15 protein-coding genes are annotated in these 14,912 nt (G+C 61.8%); 3 read left to right on the top strand and 12 right to left on the bottom strand.

Annotation, left to right across the window (positions count from 1 at the left end):
• Positions 1 to 74: 74 nt before the first annotated feature.
• The 5 genes from Q1A91_RS16345 to Q1A91_RS16325 form a co-directional block, all read right to left on the bottom strand.
• Positions 75 to 278 (bottom strand): hypothetical protein, encoded by a 204-nt coding sequence (locus Q1A91_RS16345; RefSeq protein ID WP_299879817.1) that lies wholly within the window; start codon positions 276 to 278, stop codon positions 75 to 77.
• 334 nt (positions 279 to 612) lie between these two features.
• A complete protein-coding gene (locus Q1A91_RS16340) occupies positions 613 to 960 on the bottom strand; it encodes a hypothetical protein (RefSeq protein WP_299880532.1) in 348 nt (115 codons plus the stop codon).
• An 81-nt stretch (positions 961 to 1,041) separates the two neighbouring features.
• Positions 1,042 to 1,191, bottom strand: coding sequence for a hypothetical protein (locus Q1A91_RS16335; protein ID WP_299879814.1), 150 nt, complete (start codon positions 1,189 to 1,191; stop codon positions 1,042 to 1,044).
• A gap of 214 nt (positions 1,192 to 1,405) precedes the next feature.
• Positions 1,406 to 1,756, bottom strand: a complete 351-nt coding sequence (locus Q1A91_RS16330) for a DUF6497 family protein (protein WP_299879811.1) — start codon at positions 1,754 to 1,756, stop codon at positions 1,406 to 1,408.
• Positions 1,757 to 1,841: 85 nt separating this feature from the next.
• The gene (locus Q1A91_RS16325) at positions 1,842 to 3,374 is read right to left on the bottom strand and encodes an acyl-CoA carboxylase subunit beta (RefSeq protein WP_299879808.1); all 1,533 of its coding nucleotides are present in this window, start codon (positions 3,372 to 3,374) and stop codon (positions 1,842 to 1,844) included.
• A gap of 182 nt (positions 3,375 to 3,556) precedes the next feature.
• On the opposite strand from Q1A91_RS16325, the gene Q1A91_RS16320 reads away from it, so the two are divergent.
• Both Q1A91_RS16320 and Q1A91_RS16315 read left to right on the top strand, forming a co-directional pair.
• The gene (locus Q1A91_RS16320) at positions 3,557 to 4,792 is read left to right on the top strand and encodes a multidrug effflux MFS transporter (RefSeq protein ID WP_299879806.1); all 1,236 of its coding nucleotides are present in this window, start codon (positions 3,557 to 3,559) and stop codon (positions 4,790 to 4,792) included.
• 70 nt (positions 4,793 to 4,862) lie between these two features.
• Positions 4,863 to 6,263: a short-chain fatty acyl-CoA regulator family protein gene (locus Q1A91_RS16315; RefSeq protein ID WP_299879803.1), complete on the top strand. Its 1,401-nt coding sequence runs from the start codon at positions 4,863 to 4,865 to the stop codon at positions 6,261 to 6,263.
• Here Q1A91_RS16315 and Q1A91_RS16310 read toward each other — a convergent pair whose 3' ends face one another.
• The 7 genes from Q1A91_RS16310 to Q1A91_RS16280 form a co-directional block, all read right to left on the bottom strand.
• On the bottom strand, positions 6,264 to 6,890 hold the full coding sequence (locus Q1A91_RS16310; RefSeq protein WP_299879800.1) for a thermonuclease family protein: 627 nt from the start codon (positions 6,888 to 6,890) through the stop codon (positions 6,264 to 6,266).
• 370 nt (positions 6,891 to 7,260) lie between these two features.
• Positions 7,261 to 8,919 (bottom strand): choline dehydrogenase, encoded by a 1,659-nt coding sequence (gene betA / locus Q1A91_RS16305; RefSeq protein ID WP_299879797.1) that lies wholly within the window; start codon positions 8,917 to 8,919, stop codon positions 7,261 to 7,263.
• Between the two features lie 257 nt (positions 8,920 to 9,176).
• Positions 9,177 to 10,634, bottom strand: coding sequence for a betaine-aldehyde dehydrogenase (gene betB / locus Q1A91_RS16300; protein WP_299879795.1), 1,458 nt, complete (start codon positions 10,632 to 10,634; stop codon positions 9,177 to 9,179).
• Positions 10,635 to 10,678: 44 nt separating this feature from the next.
• Positions 10,679 to 12,187, bottom strand: a complete 1,509-nt coding sequence (gene betC / locus Q1A91_RS16295) for a choline-sulfatase (protein WP_299879792.1) — start codon at positions 12,185 to 12,187, stop codon at positions 10,679 to 10,681.
• Complete coding sequence (gene betI, locus Q1A91_RS16290; protein ID WP_299879789.1) at positions 12,184 to 12,759, bottom strand: transcriptional regulator BetI; 576 nt, start codon at positions 12,757 to 12,759, stop codon at positions 12,184 to 12,186. The genes betC and betI overlap by 4 nt, the downstream gene beginning before the upstream one ends.
• 83 nt (positions 12,760 to 12,842) lie before the next feature.
• Positions 12,843 to 13,745: a DMT family transporter gene (locus Q1A91_RS16285; protein WP_299879786.1), complete on the bottom strand. Its 903-nt coding sequence runs from the start codon at positions 13,743 to 13,745 to the stop codon at positions 12,843 to 12,845.
• A 37-nt stretch (positions 13,746 to 13,782) separates the two neighbouring features.
• A complete protein-coding gene (locus Q1A91_RS16280; RefSeq protein WP_299879783.1) occupies positions 13,783 to 14,382 on the bottom strand; it encodes a LysE/ArgO family amino acid transporter in 600 nt (199 codons plus the stop codon).
• A 271-nt stretch (positions 14,383 to 14,653) separates the two neighbouring features.
• Here Q1A91_RS16280 and Q1A91_RS16275 point away from each other — a divergent pair, with 271 nt between their 5' ends.
• Positions 14,654 to 14,896, top strand: a complete 243-nt coding sequence (locus Q1A91_RS16275) for a hypothetical protein (protein ID WP_299879780.1) — start codon at positions 14,654 to 14,656, stop codon at positions 14,894 to 14,896.
• Positions 14,897 to 14,912: the final 16 nt, after the last annotated feature.

Raw genomic sequence — 14,912 nt, 5'->3', positions numbered from 1 at the left:
CAGGCATGCCTGTGCGGGGGTGTGAAACTGTATCGGGGCGGCGCGCAGTGGCGTCCGCCGACGGGGCTGTCAGATCAGCAGCGGCCGGGGTTAAGCTGACAATAGGCGATATTGCCTGCCGCACCAATGGCAGCGCCTTGCGCAAGGCTGCCGCTGGTGAGGGCTGCCGCACCGGCGCCGATGGCACCTCCGGCAAGCGCTTGTTCGCCCAGCGTGTCGCCACAGGCGGCAAGGCTGCCACAGGCAGCAATGGCGAGGATATATGTACGGATAGACATGGACCTGCTCCTTCAATGCTCTTCTGTACCGGATTAACGCAGGGCTTCTGGCCCGGTTCCGCGCCTCCGGTTTTTGTGACGCTACCGTAGCGCTTTCCCCATGCGCACACCAGCATGAAAGATGCGGGCAACGGCAGCGCGGCTGCGTGCCGCCGCCCGCCAGGGGAAGGGGTCTGGTCTCGTCTGAGCGACGCAGGCTGTGTGTTGCCCACATCCTGCACCGCAGCCCTATATCTGCGGCCCTTGGAGGCCCACGCCAAGGACTGACGTCGACGGGGCGCGAAATCGGCCAAGGCTCGCTCAACAGGTCGGAAGGCTGGCAGGAAGACGCCGATCATGATGGAAACGCCTCCGGGAATGCCGCCCGCGCTGCACCTTCGTCGATGACCAGCAGGGCTTCGTAATCCGCAGGGTCAAACGGGTCTGTTGCAGGCAGAACCTCACGGCCAAAGAGCCATGACAAACGCCCCGCATCCAGATTGCCCCGCTCAAACGGCTGATCGCCGAAGGCTTCCCACAAGGCCATCATAAAAGCCGTATCGGCGCGCCGGTCGGGCGGCTTGCGGTCGGAACGTCGCTCACGCCGGGTGATCGGGGTCACGCCGCGCGGATTGGGTCTGCGGATGGTAAACTGGAAATCGGTGCCGGGCAGACGGCCCGGAAACCCGCGATGTTTGAGCATATAGGCGGGCATCACGCGGCCTCCTTCACTGGGGCCTGCGTGGGGTTCAGGACAGGCGTCGCCGCCTGTCCTGATGGTAAATTACTTGTACTTACCGGTGTATGTTGGCTCAACCGTGATGGGCTCTGGCTCAACCACAACGTATTCTTCGTCGGTCTGGCCGCTGGAGCCGCACGCGGCCACGGTGGCGACAAAACCGAACATGGCCAGCAGTTTGATGCTCTTGGACATTGATGTCTCCTGTCAATTTTAATGAGATCCGACACTGCTACGCGCCTCGCGGACCCCGGGTTAGAGGTAAGGGATACACAGGTATGCCTTGGCGGCACAATATGTGAAAGTGCTGCACTTGCATATGGGGCAACGTGCAATCGGCAACGATGTGTCTCCCATGCACCATTGACCGCCGGGAAATCGGCCAATTGATCTATATGTTGTGGCGACATCACAGCGGCTCCCAAGAACATGTGGCGCCATCGGCCCTGTAGGCTTCGATGAATTGTGTCGCTGCTGGGTCAGGAATGCCAAATTCGGTGATCCGGTCGGCCAATGCGATGATTATGACGTCCGCCGTCAGCGCAAACTCGCCGATGTAGGGGATGGCAAGCTGCTCGCACAGGTGAGTCATATCGTCGGCAGCGACCTCATAGGCAACACTGCCGCCATCGCGTGAGATGTCTGGCGTGACAAAGCGGAAACGCACCCAGGCTTCGGTGCCGACTTCGTCGACCAGCACTTCGTGCAAGGTGACGGGCTGGCCGGAGGGCACATCCATAGCCAGCGCGGGGGAAGCCAAAATAAGGAGAGCCGTGAGGAGCGCTTTCACTTCAACGCTCCCCTGCCCCACAAGGTATTTGAGGACGTACAAAACACTGCCGGTCTCACAACGGAATGTTGTTGTGCTTTTTCCAAGGCGTCGTCGTCTTCTTGTTCCGCAGCGATGCAAACGCCCGCGCGATGCGCTTGCGCGTGGTGCGCGGTTGGATCACCTCGTCAATGAACCCGCGCTCTGCCGCGACAAACGGGTTGGCAAAGCGGTCTTCATAATGCGCGGTATGCGCTGCGATCTTCTCCGGATCGTCGCGGTCTGCACGGTGGATGATCTCCACCGCGCCCTTTGCGCCCATGACGGCAACCTCTGCCGTGGGCCAGGCATAGTTGAAATCCGCCTGCAAATGTTTGGAGGCCATCACCACATAAGCCCCCCCATAGGTCTTGCGCGTGGCCACGGTGACCATCGGCACGGTCGCCTCGCCATAGGCGAACAGCAGCTTCGCGCCGTGTTTGATCACGCCACCATACTCCTGCGTCGTGCCGGGCAGGAAGCCGGGCACATCCACCAGCGTTAGGATCGGGATTTCAAAGGCATCGCAGAAGCGCACAAACCGCGCGGCCTTGCGGGAGCTGTCGATGTCGAGCACGCCCGCCAAGACCATGGGCTGGTTCGCCACCACACCAACGGTGCGGCCTTCGATCCGAATAAACCCGGTGATGATGTTCTTCGCAAAGTCTTCCTGGATCTCATAGAAATCCCCCTCATCCCCCAGCTTCAGGATCAGTTCCTTCATGTCGTAGGGGGTGTTGGGATTGGCTGGCACCAGCGTGTCGAGGGAATCCTCGATCCGGTCAGGCTCATCAAAGAAGGGCCGCACAGGCGGCGCTTCGCGGTTGTTGGAGGGCAGGAAATCCACAAGGCGGCGCACTTCGGCCAGCGCTTCGACGTCGTTTTCAAACGCGCCATCGGCAACGGAAGATTTCTTGGTATGGGTCCCCGCCCCGCCCAATTCCTCCGCCGTTACCTGTTCGTTGGTTACGGTTTTCACCACGTCCGGGCCCGTCACAAACATGTACGAGCTGTCTTTGACCATGAAGATGAAGTCGGTCATCGCCGGTGAATAGACCGCACCGCCCGCGCAGGGGCCCATGATCACGCTGATCTGCGGCACCACGCCGGAGGCTTCGATGTTGCGTTGGAACACTTCGCCGTAGCCCGCAAGGCTGTCGACCCCTTCCTGAATACGCGCGCCACCGGAATCGTTGATGCCGATCACAGGCGCACCGTTTTGCATCGCCATATCCATGATCTTGCAGATCTTCTTGGCGTGGGTTTCCGACACCGATCCGCCCAGCACCGTGAAGTCCTGAGAAAACACATAGACCAGACGGCCATTGATCGTGCCCCAGCCGGTGACAACACCGTCGCCCGCAGGCCGCTGGTTTTCCATGCCGAAGTCCGTGCAGCGGTGACTGACGAACATGTCGAACTCTTCGAAACTGCCCTCGTCCAGCAGCAGATCGACCCGCTCCCGCGCGGTCAGCTTGCCGCGGCCATGCTGCGCATCAATCCGCTTTTGGCCGCCACCCATCCGGGCAACGTTGCGGCGCTGTTCGAGCTGTTCAAGAATGTCTTTCATCGGGAACCCCTGCATGCAATTTCCGCGCATACTAACGCCGCATGGCGGACAACCAAAGGGCATTCTCGCAAATTTGCAAAGTGTTTTCAGACAGCGGTTAGCTAATTGTAAATCTGCATAGTTCACACCTTTTGCGGCTTGCCCCATGGACAACCAAAACGGATCGGTTTAGTTGCATTTGCATGAATGAGAGCACCGGCAATGCGCCCGTGATCCGTTTTCTGGATCGCGGCACTGCCCCCCACATCACAACATTGATCCTGCTGGCAGGCATGTCCGCATTGGTGATGAATGTCTTCCTGCCCAGCCTGCCTGCGATGGCCGCGCATTTCGGCACGTCTTACGCGATCATTGGCCTGTCCGTGCCGCTTTACCTGTTCTGTAGCGCGATCCTGCAATTGTTCATCGGCCCCGCGTCAGACAACCTTGGCCGCAGGCGGGTGATGTTGTGGGGGCTGGCCCTGTTCGTGCTGGCCACACTTGGTTGCCTGATGGCCACAAACACCGGCATGTTCCTGTTTTTCCGCATCTCCCAGGCGATCATCGCCACGGCCATGGTCCTCAGCCGCGCCGTGATCCGTGACCTGTACAGCCAGGATCAATCCGCATCGGTCATCGGCTATGTCACCATGGGCATGGCGCTGGTGCCGATGGTCGCCCCTGCCGTCGGCGGCGGGTTGGAGCAGCTCTTTGGATGGCAGGCCAGTTTCTGGCTGATGGCGACGCTTGGATTGAGCCTGTTTGCGCTGGTGTATTTCGACATGGGAGAGACCGCCCAAATCTCGGATAAATCCATGCTGGCACAGTTTGCGGAGTATCCGGAACTGCTGCGCTCGCCCCGCTTCTGGGGCTATGCCATGGCCGCGGCATTCTGTTCCGGCGCGTTCTTTGCCTATCTGGGCGGTGCGCCGTTTGTGGGCAGTGTTGTGTTCGACCTCGACCCTTTCTGGCTGGGCATCTATTTCGGCTCCCCGGCGGTGGGATACTTCTTTGGCAACTTCCTCACGGGCCGATACGCCACGCGGTTTGGCGTGAACGCGATGGTGATGTGGGGCTGCTTTGCCAATGCGGTGGGTGGCACGGTGTCACTGATGATTTTCCTGTCGGGGTACGGCAGCGCGCTGACGTTCTTTGGCATGATGACGCTCGTGGGCCTTGGCAACGGCTTGTGCATCCCGAACGCGACGGCAGGCATGCTGTCGGTGCGCCCGCATCTGGCAGGCACAGCGGCAGGACTGGGCGGTGCGATCATGATCGGCGGCGGCGCGGGGTTGTCGGTTCTGGCAGGGGCGCTGCTGACACCCGAAACAGGCGCCTTCCCGCTGTTGTGGCTGATGCTGCTGACCGCCATCGCCGGATTGCTGTGTATCCTTGTGGTGATCCGGCGGGAGAAGGCATTGGGCCTGCGCCCGAACTGATCACGCAGGCTTGCAGCGCAGGCTTTGCAAAGGTAGACTGAAGCCCCTGCAAATCTGCTAAGAGCATACGATGGCCAGCCAAAAACTCTACGCCGGCGCGAAACTGCGCGAATTGCGCACGCGCCTTGGCCTGACGCAGAAAGACTTCGCAGCACGGCTGGGCATCTCCCTGCCCTATCTCAACCAGATGGAGAACAACAACCGCCCCGTCAGTACCACCGTTGTGCTGGCATTGGCGAGCGAGTTTGGCCTCGACGTCACCGAACTGAGCGCAGGCGATGGCGAACGCCTTGTCAGCGACATGCGCGAAGCCCTCGCCGATCCGGTCTTTGCCGACAACATGCCCCCCCTCGCCGATCTGCGTCTTGCGGCCTCCAACGCCCCCGGCCTTGCGCGCGCCTTCATCGAATTGCACCAACACTACCGCCAGACGCATGAGCGCCTCGCCTCCCTCGACGAAGCACTGGGCCGCGAGGATGCCCGCGCGCGTCCCTCCCCTTGGGAAGAGGTGCGCGACTTCTTCCACTATTGCGACAATTACATCGACGCGGTCGACCGCGCGGCAGAGCTGTTCGCCACCCGCGAAGGCGGACACCGCAACATGCGCGTTGCCGCCGTATCGGCCCTGTCAAACACAGGCGTCACCGTGCATTTCGCCGACCGCGACAGTCTGCGGCACTTCGATGCGGCGGAGAAGATCCTGTATCTGTCCAACCGCGCCCCACCTGAGACGCAGACCTTCCAGCTGCTGTTGCAAGTGGCCCTGACCCGTCAGGACAGCCTGCTCGAAGCCACGCTGGATCTGGCCCGCTTTCACAGCCCCGCCGCCCGCGACATCGCCAAGATCGGGCTGGCCAATTACTTCGCAGGCGCGGCGCTGATGCCCTACACGGCCTTCCACCAGATGGCGCAGGATTGCCGCCACGATCTGGAACTGCTGGCAGGCCACTTCGGCGCCTCCATCGAACAGGTGGCCCACCGCCTCTCCACACTGCAACGCCCCGGCACCAAAGGCGTGCCGTTTTTCTTTGTGCGTGTGGATCAGGCCGGCAACATCACCAAACGCCATTCTGCCACGCGGTTGCAATTTGCCCGCTTCGGCGGGGCCTGCCCTCTGTGGAACGTGCACCGCGCGTTTGAGACACCCGGCCGTTTCCTGCGGCAACTGGCCGAAACGCCGGACGGTGTCCGTTACATCAGCCTTGCGCGGGACATCTCCAAACCCGCAGGTCGCTTTGGCGCGCCTGTGCGGCGCTTTGCCATCGCGCTGGGGTGCGAGATGCGCCACGCCAGTGCGCTGGTCTATGCGGATGGTCTGGACATGACGCGGGCGGCAGCGTTTGAACCCATCGGCATCTCCTGCCGGATCTGCGACCGCCAGCATTGCCACCAACGTGCCGTGCCGCCGCTTGAGCGCAAACTGATCGTCGACCCGGACAATCGCGACATCCTGCCCTACCGGGTGGAGTGATCAGCGCCGCGCGGCGCGCCACCCCGCCGCCTGTGCCTCCGCTACGGAACAGAACCACCGCTCCCCCCGTTCGGGCCGGATGCCGGTGCGTTCATAGAAGGCCTGTCCCGGCTGGTGATAGATCTTGCCGCTGGCGCCGATGTTGCCCTTGATCGCACATGCGGGATCAGTCGGGATGCGGCCCACCGCCCGCGTCTGCCGATGCCAGGACGGCTGGGTCACCCGCAAGGCATGCAGCCCCCGGTCCACCGCCGCCGCAGCGGCTTGCTGCGCCACGTAATCGTCCCCGTATTGCACATAGGCAAAAGCCAAGCCCCGACGCACCAGCGCGGCCCCAAGATCCTCTCCGCCGACAAAGCAGCGGGCAACGACCCGGTCATAGTCATCCCGCTCCAGCGGCATACACCGCGCTGTGGCGCCGTCATAATCCTGCGCCACCACATGGCTGACCCAGGCCCCACACCCGGCCCAGGGCTGTCCATGTTCTGTCTCGCAGGGTTGATCGACCTCTGGCGCGTCAATGGCGTGCAGCCGGATGCGCTGTCCGGCGACATCAACGGTATCGGCATCCACGACGCGCAGGGTGCCCGTGATCTCGGCCTCAGCCGCCGCCACGGGGACCGCCATAAGCGTCCCGACAATAAGTAAACAAACCCTTAACACCCCTCGAAGGTGGGGGCGGTTCAGGCGTTAATCAACGGAAGATCTTAACATTAGTTAAGAAATGCCTAGGGTCTGTTGACATTCATCACAATTCACCAGTTTCAGTCCGAAATTGCTCAGGTCTAGGAACGTGAGCGCAGGAATAGCGGGTTATTTCAAGCTCACGTGACGCCGCCCTGGTCAATTTCGGCGAAACCGCTTCGCGGCGAGACAGATTTTGCCTCCAGCGTCGCTGATTTGCCCTTCCGATGGCCCGCATCGCTGCGGTCAAATCAGCGACGCTGGAGGCAAAATCTGTCTCGCGCTGGTGAACTGTGCTGAATGTCAACAGACCCTAGCGCTGAGAGCTCTGCCAATCCGGGTGTATCCAGGGCTCATCATTCGCCCGCGCCAGCGGATCGCGCCCCAACAGGTGGTCAGAGACTTTCTCTCCCACCATGATCGACGGCGCATTCAGGTTCCCGTTGGTGATGCGCGGAAAGACCGAACTGTCTGCCACCCGTAACCCCTCGACGCCGATTACACGGGCCTCCGGGTCCACCACGGCGCCCGGATCATCCGCCGCGCCCATCCGGCAGGTGCCGCAGGGGTGATAGGCGCTTTCCACATGCTCGCGGATGGCATCGTTCAACTGATCATCCGATTGCACATCCGGTCCGGGCTGTATCTCATGCTTCACAAAAGGCTTGAAAGCGTCCTGCCCGAAAATCTCCCGCGTGAGGCGGATGCAGGTGCGCCAATCCTCCCAATCCTCGGGATGGGACATGTAGTTGAACAGGATACGCGGATCATCTGCCGGATCGGCCGAGCGCAGCGTCACCGCCCCGCGCGACTTCGACCTCATCGGTCCCACATGGGCCTGAAACCCATGGCCCTCAGCCGCCGCCTTGCCGTCATACCGCACGGCAATCGGCAGGAAATGATACTGGATATCAGGGTATTCCACTCCTGCCCTGGACCGGATGAACGCAGCACTTTCAAACTGATTGGAGGCGCCCATGCCCCTTTTGCTGAACAGCCACTGCGCTCCGATCAATCCCTTGCTGATCAGGTTCCAGTACCGGTAGAGCGTCACCGGCTGGGAGGCGGCCATCTGCACATACATCTCCAGATGGTCCTGAAGGTTCTTGCCCACGCCTGCCCGGTCCGCGCTCACCTCGATCCCGTGGGATTTCAGTTCCGCCGCCGGGCCGATGCCCGACAACATCAACAGCTTTGGCGAATTGATGGAGGAGGCTGCCACGACAACCTCCCGTCCCGCTTCGATCACCTCCCGCGCGCCATTGCGCAACACCTGCACCCCCTGCGCGCAGCCGTCCCGGATCACGATCTTTTCTGCCAGAGCCTGCACCAGCGTCACATGGCCGGTCTTCATCGCTGGCCGCAAATAGGCATTCGCCGCCGACCAGCGCCGCCCCTGCCAGACGGTCTGCTCCATCGGGCCAAAGCCCTCCTGCTGCTGCCCGTTGTAATCGCCAGTGGTCTGATACCCCGCCTGCGCGCCGGCCTGCACAAAAGCCTCGAACAGCGGATTGTCCCGTGGCCCGCGGCTCACGTGCAGGGGGCCGTCAGTGCCGCGCCATGCAGGGTCGCCGCCATGCCCCCCGTCATGCCAGCTTTCCATGCGCCGGTAGTAGGGCAACACATCCGCGTAGGACCACCCCCGCGCGCCACTCTCCTCCCAATGATCAAAGTCGCGCGCATGACCGCGCACATAGACCATCCCGTTGATGGAGGACGAGCCGCCAATCACCTTGCCCCGCGGACAGGCCAGCTTGCGCCCGCCCAGATGCGGCTCCGGCTCGGACATGTAGCCCCAGTCGTACCGTTTCATGTTCATCGGATAGCTCAGCGCAGCAGGCATCTGGATGAAGGGCCCCGCGTCCGTACCCCCATGTTCAATCACAATCACATCGCGGCCCGCTTCGGCCAGCCGATACGCCATCGCGCACCCCGCGCTGCCCGCGCCCACAATCACAAATTCCGCCTTCATCTCAGTCACCTTCCGTGATTCCACACAGGGTCAAGGATCGCGCAGCGACCGGGCTTTGCCCGGCTTGTCCTTGAGGCTGTGGGGAATCGCACCTCACAATTGCAAAGGTGTCTTGAGCCACAGACTGTGGCCTCAAGCACCTCTCAGCACATTCCAAAACCCTCACAAGACGCACCATCGCCGCCCTTTGGAGCTCACGCCGCCACAGGCGCCCATAAAGGGAATGCGCGCCAGCGCGCCGGTTAACAGCACCCCCATCAGAACGGCGCCTCCAGATCGTCCATGCGCACAAACACCGACTTCAACTGGCTGTAATGCGCAATCGCCGCAGCTGCGTTCTCCCGTCCCACGCCAGAGGCTTTCATCCCGCCAAAAGGCGCTTCAACCGGCGCATCGTTGTAGCTGTTGATAAAGCAGGTCCCGGCCTCGAACGCGGCGGCAACGCGGTGGGCGCGGGTCAGGTCGCGGGTGAAGACCCCTGCGGCCAGCCCGAATTCGGTGTCATTGGCACGGGCCATGACCTCCGCTTCATCCTCGAAATCGAGCACGGCCATGACGGGGCCAAAAATCTCCTCGCGCGCGATGGTCATGTCATCGGTGACATCGGCAAAGACCGTGGGGCGCAGGAAGTATCCCGCGCCTTCCACCGCCGTCCCTCCTGTTACCAGCCGCGCGCCTTCGGCTTTGCCCTTTTCGATATAGCCCAGCACGACTTCCATCTGCCGTTTTGACACCATCGGACCAAAGCTGGTTCTGGGGTCCATCGGATCGCCAATGACCGCATTGCCGAGCCGCGCGCTCAGCCGGGCGAGAAAGGCGTCCTTGATCGCGGTATGCACAAAGACCCGCGTCCCGTTGGAGCAGACCTGACCGGAACTGTAGAAATTCCCAAGGATCGCGCCGGAGACGGCGTTTTCGATATCCGCGTCCTCGAACACGATCATCGGGGATTTGCCGCCCAATTCCATTGTCACATGTTTGATGCCCGCCGCAGCCGCCGCATAGACCGTGCGGCCCGTGGGCACCGACCCCGTCAGGGACACCTTGTCGACGCGCGGGTCCGTGACCAGCGCACCACCAACTTCGCCCATGCCCTGAATGACATTGTAGAGCCCCGCAGGCAGCCCCGCTTCATGTAGGATCTCCGCCACTTTCAAAGCACAAAGCGGCGTGGTTTCTGACGGTTTGAACACCATCGCATTGCCGCAGGCCAATGCCGGCGCACCTTTCCAGCAGGCGATCTGCGTGGGGTAGTTCCACGCCCCGATGCCGACGCACAGGCCCAGAGGTTCCCGCCGGGTGTAGACCCAGTTTTCCCCCAACTGGATATGGTCCCCGGTCAGGGTCGCAGCCATGCCGCCGAAATACTCCAGCGCATCTGCACCCGATGTTGCGTCCGCAACCGATGTCTCCTGATAGGGTTTGCCGGTGTCCCATGTTTCCAGCACGCTCAGATCGTGATTCCGCGCCCGGATCATGTCCGCCGCCCGGCGCAGGATGCGGCCCCGTTCCGTCCCGCTCATCGCCGCCCAGTTTTTCTGGGCGCTTTTCGCAGCATCCAGCGCCTGTTCGATGATGGCAGGGGTCGCGGCATAGACGGTTGCGATGACCTTGCCCGTCGCGGGATAGATCACGTCAATCGCCGTGCCGGCCTTGTCTTCAACATAGGCGCCATTGATGAAGTGGCTGGCGGGGGGCTGCGTGTCATATGCCATTGTGGGAAGACCTCTGCGGTAAAACGTTGAAAAGGTGTGACGGCTCAGTCACCCTTGGGCGCGCGTTTGCTGTCCTCAAGCACGTTGAGGTCCATGTGATTGCGCATGTATTGCTCGGACGCGCGGCGCAGCGGCTGGTAGTCCCAGGGGTAGTAGCCGCCCTGTCGCAACGCCTCATAAACGACCCAGCGGCGGGCCTGGGATTTGCGGATATCCGCGTCATAAGCCTCCAGATCCCAGCGGGCTTCAGACTTGGCGCGCAGGCTGGTCACCGTGCCCTGATGGTCGGGATGATCCGCCAGATTGGTCAGCTCATGGGGATCACCCTCCAGATCAAACAGCTGATCGGGGTCCAGCGCGCATCGGTTGTATTTCCACTTGCCATAGCGCAGCGAAACCAGCGGCGCATAGGAGGCCTCCGCCGCATATTCCATCGCCACCGGCTCGGTCCGCTCTATCCCCTGCCCCATGGGCACCAGCGATTGCCCGGTGGTCCAGGGGGCGACCTCTGCCATGCTGACCCCCGCCAGATCACAAAGCGTCGGACAGACGTCGATGGTGCTGACCGGCGTCGTTTGCACCCCCGGCGCCATACCCGGCGCGCTGATCATCAGCGGCACACGGGCGGAGCCTTCGTAGAAGGACATCTTGAACCACAATCCCCGCTCGCCCAGCATATCCCCGTGGTCGGAGACAAACATGACGATTGCCTCCTGTTTCGTGTCCTCCACAACCTGCAACAACTGCCCGATCTGATCGTCGAGATAGCTGATGTTGGCGAAATAGGCGCGGCGGGAATCGCGGATGTGCTGTTCGGTGATGTCGAAGCTGCGCCAGTCGTTGGCGTCAAAGATGCGCTGCGCATGCGGGTCGTGGTCCTCATAGGCCATCGCGGGGACCTCGGGCAGCAGATGGTCACAGTCTTCGTACAAATCCCAATACTTGCGCCGCGCCACGTAAGGGTCATGCGGGTGGGTGAAGCTGACGGTCACGCACCATGGACGCGCATCATTGCCCCGCGCCAGTTCGTAAAGCTTGGCGCGCGCGTTGAAGGCGACCTCATCGTCGTATTCCAACTGGTTCGACGTCTCCGCCACACCCGCCCCTGTCACGGACCCCATGTTGTGATACCACCAGTCAATCCGCTCCCCCGGCTTGCGGTAATCCGGCGTCCAGCCGAAATCGGCGGGGTAGATGTCTGTGGTCAGACGGTCCTCGAACCCGTGCATCTGGTCGGGGCCAACGAAGTGCATCTTGCCAGACAGGCACGTGTAATACCCCGCCCGGCGCAGGTGATGCGCGTAGGTGGGGATGGAGGAACAAAACTCCGCCGCGTTGTCATAAACCCCCGTTGCCGAAGGCAATTGCCCCGACATGAAAGCCGCCCGCCCCGGCGCGCAGAGGGGTGAGGCGGTGTAGGTATTGGCAAACCGTGTGGATCGCGCGGCCAGCTTCTTGAGGTTCGGCGCGTGCAGCCAATCGGCGGGGCCATCCGGGAACAGCGTCCCGTTCAGCTGGTCGACCATGAAGATCAGAATGTTCGGTTTGCTCATGCGGGACGCTCCAACAGCATTTCAAGCGTGCGCAGCGCACTGCTGCGGGCGGCATCCGGTGTGCCGCTGGGTGCAAGGGCTGCGCGCAGGTACAGCCCGTCAATGAGCGCGGCCAACGTATCGGCATCGGCCTCCGGCGTGGCACTCAGCGGCCGCAGCGCATGGGTCAGGTTCGACCGCAAACGGCGTTGATAGAGCGTCAGCAACTGGCGCGTGTCGGCGTGGGTCGGGGCCGCGGCATAAAGCGTCATCCACGCCGCCACGGTCGCCGGCGCGAAACAGGTCTCATCAAAACTGGCAATGATGATCGCCTCTGCCCGTGCGCGGGGCGTGCGGGCGCGCGCCAGATGGCGGCGCACTTCGGCGCCGTATGCGCTGAGGATATGGCGCATCGCTGCGAGGAAGATCTGGTCCTTGCCGCCAAAGTAGTGATGCGCCAGCGCACTGGACATGCCCGCACGCCGCGCAATCTGGCTGACGGTCACATCCAAGGTCCGCGCCGCCCCGATCTCTGCGATCGTGGCCTGGACGAGTGCGTTGCGGCGAATGGGTTCCATGCCGAGTTTGGGCATTATCTGTCCTCGGATTGTTACATCCGAAGACCTACTTTTTTCTTTATTGACTCGTCAATCAATAAAAACGCACGTGGTCTGCGCTAGAGTTTTGTGGCCGATGAATCCGGCGTGATCTGCCGTTTCAGCATCGCCTCGCGCCACATGATGAAAGTGACCGATGACAGGATCAGGAACCCGCCGATGATCACCCAGATGTCGACCGGCTCTGCAAACACCAGTGCGCCCAATGCGGTGGCCCAGACCAGTTGCAGGAACGTCACCGGCTGGGTGACCGTCACCGGGGCGGCGGCAAAGGCAAGGGTCATGGTGTAATGGCCTGCCGTCGCGAAGAAGGCGACGGCCGCCAGGATCAGCAGCTCCTGCGGCTGCGGCATGATCCAGACCGCAAGGGCAAAGGGCGCAAGGCCAATCGTCACAAAGATCGACAGCATGGAGACAACAACCGCCGGGCGCGCCTCATCCGCCATGATCTTGGCCAGCAGATAGGACCCGGCAAAAACAACCGCCGCAATCAGCATCGCCAGATGGCCGGGGCTGACTTCCCTGAACCCCGGACGCAGGATCACCACGGCCCCTGCCAGCCCCATGCAAACCGCCACGATCCGGCGCAGCGCCAGCTTTTCGCCCAGAAAAATCGCGGCACCCACAGTCACGTAGATCGGCGCCATATAATTCATTGCCGTAACTTCCGCGATGGGAATGCGCGTCATGGCGAAGAACCACAGAATCACGCCCAGCGCATGAAAGAACCCGCGCGCGGCAAAAAGCGACCATTGCCGCCCGGTCAGACGCGCGTCCCGCAGGGCGTTCCAGGCCGGGAACAACAGGACCAGTCCCATCGCATAGCGCAGGAAGGCCGCCTCCGGTGCCGGCAATCTGGGTCCCATGTATTTGACCAATGCCGTCACGGCGATGAAACAGACACCGGTTGTCAGCATCCACAGGATGCCTGTCACGGGTCGGTCTGAGTGTGGGCTGGTCATGGCCGCACATTCTGCGCATCGCCCACCAAGGGCAAGATCACATCAGCAAAAGTTTCAACGCGATGGCCCACATGGTCACCGCGATCACCGCATCCAAGACCTGCCAGCTGAACGGCTTGGAAAAAAACGGCGTCAGCAGGCGCGCGCCGTAGCCGAGGGAAAAGAAGAAGGTGAAGGAGCCCAGCACGGCCCCCACCCCAAACGCCAGCCGGTCCGGATACCCCGCAGAGATCGACCCCAGCAAAACCACCGTGTCCAGATAGACATGCGGGTTCAGCCAGGTCAGCGCCAGAAGCGTCAGGATCGTCCGACGCAGATTTCCCGCACTCTGCCCGCCCACTTCCAGCACATTGCCACCGCGCCAGGCCGAAAGCGCATTGCGCGCACCATACCAGATCAGGAACGCCGCCCCGCCATAGCGCATCACCGGTTCAAACCACGGCACCGCCTGCGCGAGAGAGCCGAACCCCGCCACCCCTGCTGCAATCAGCAGCGCGTCCGAGACCGCGCAGGTCAGGCAACACCAAAAGACATGCTCCTGCCGCAGCCCCTGCCGCAGGACAAAGGCGTTCTGTGCACCAATCGCGAGGATCAGCGTCAGGCTCAGAAGAAAACCGGGCAGCAAAGACGTCAGCATTTCAGTGTTCCGTTCACAACGGCTGCCCGTCTAACGGCAAGGCTCCGGGATTGCCATGGCAGAGTCCTGCGCAAACTCGTGTTTAGAAGAACATGAGGTCAAGACCAAAAACCTGAACAAAGCGGCCTACCATACTCTTGTTGTTGAGAATTTTCTAAACTATGTCGTTTAGAAATCACATCAGTGACACAAATGAGTGATCTGGGCTGCAACATGTGGCGTATACCCTTCACCGTACCTATGTGTTGTTCGAGTATTAGAGGCGAAAGCAATGTTTGAAAAAATGCAAAAGCTGGAAGTAAGCCAGGAAGAACTGGCAATTATCGAAGACGCGCTGCACACGCAGTCCCAGATCCTGAACGTCGAAGCGGGCGCGGGGGCCTCCGCCGCCCTGCAACGGCTGAACGGGGTCAAGCGGGTGCTCAGCATGCTGGATCAGCAAAAGCCGCCAGAAGAAAAGCCAGGCACGGCCGCCACGACAGGCTGGTTCGGAATGACGCGCATTCTGGATTGAACCGATCGCCCCCTGC

Source organism: uncultured Sulfitobacter sp., from assembly GCF_947500075.1.
In the GTDB taxonomy this organism is placed as follows: Bacteria; Pseudomonadota; Alphaproteobacteria; order Rhodobacterales; family Rhodobacteraceae; genus Sulfitobacter.
This window is presented reverse-complemented; position numbering and strand designations above follow the sequence as displayed.

Coding starts and splice junctions, on each gene's coding strand:
- Q1A91_RS16345 (WP_299879817.1), bottom strand. CDS start 278: ATGTCTATCCGTACATATATCCTCGCCATTGCTGCCTGTGGCAGCCTT.
- Q1A91_RS16340 (WP_299880532.1), bottom strand. CDS start 960: ATGCTCAAACATCGCGGGTTTCCGGGCCGTCTGCCCGGCACCGATTTC.
- Q1A91_RS16335 (WP_299879814.1), bottom strand. CDS start 1,191: ATGTCCAAGAGCATCAAACTGCTGGCCATGTTCGGTTTTGTCGCCACC.
- Q1A91_RS16325 (WP_299879808.1), bottom strand. CDS start 3,374: ATGAAAGACATTCTTGAACAGCTCGAACAGCGCCGCAACGTTGCCCGG.
- Q1A91_RS16320 (WP_299879806.1), top strand. CDS start 3,557: ATGAATGAGAGCACCGGCAATGCGCCCGTGATCCGTTTTCTGGATCGC.
- Q1A91_RS16315 (WP_299879803.1), top strand. CDS start 4,863: ATGGCCAGCCAAAAACTCTACGCCGGCGCGAAACTGCGCGAATTGCGC.
- Q1A91_RS16310 (WP_299879800.1), bottom strand. CDS start 6,890: ATGGCGGTCCCCGTGGCGGCGGCTGAGGCCGAGATCACGGGCACCCTG.
- betA (WP_299879797.1), bottom strand. CDS start 8,919: ATGAAGGCGGAATTTGTGATTGTGGGCGCGGGCAGCGCGGGGTGCGCG.
- betB (WP_299879795.1), bottom strand. CDS start 10,634: ATGGCATATGACACGCAGCCCCCCGCCAGCCACTTCATCAATGGCGCC.
- betC (WP_299879792.1), bottom strand. CDS start 12,187: ATGAGCAAACCGAACATTCTGATCTTCATGGTCGACCAGCTGAACGGG.
- betI (WP_299879789.1), bottom strand. CDS start 12,759: ATGCCCAAACTCGGCATGGAACCCATTCGCCGCAACGCACTCGTCCAG.
- Q1A91_RS16285 (WP_299879786.1), bottom strand. CDS start 13,745: ATGACCAGCCCACACTCAGACCGACCCGTGACAGGCATCCTGTGGATG.
- Q1A91_RS16280 (WP_299879783.1), bottom strand. CDS start 14,382: ATGCTGACGTCTTTGCTGCCCGGTTTTCTTCTGAGCCTGACGCTGATC.
- Q1A91_RS16275 (WP_299879780.1), top strand. CDS start 14,654: ATGTTTGAAAAAATGCAAAAGCTGGAAGTAAGCCAGGAAGAACTGGCA.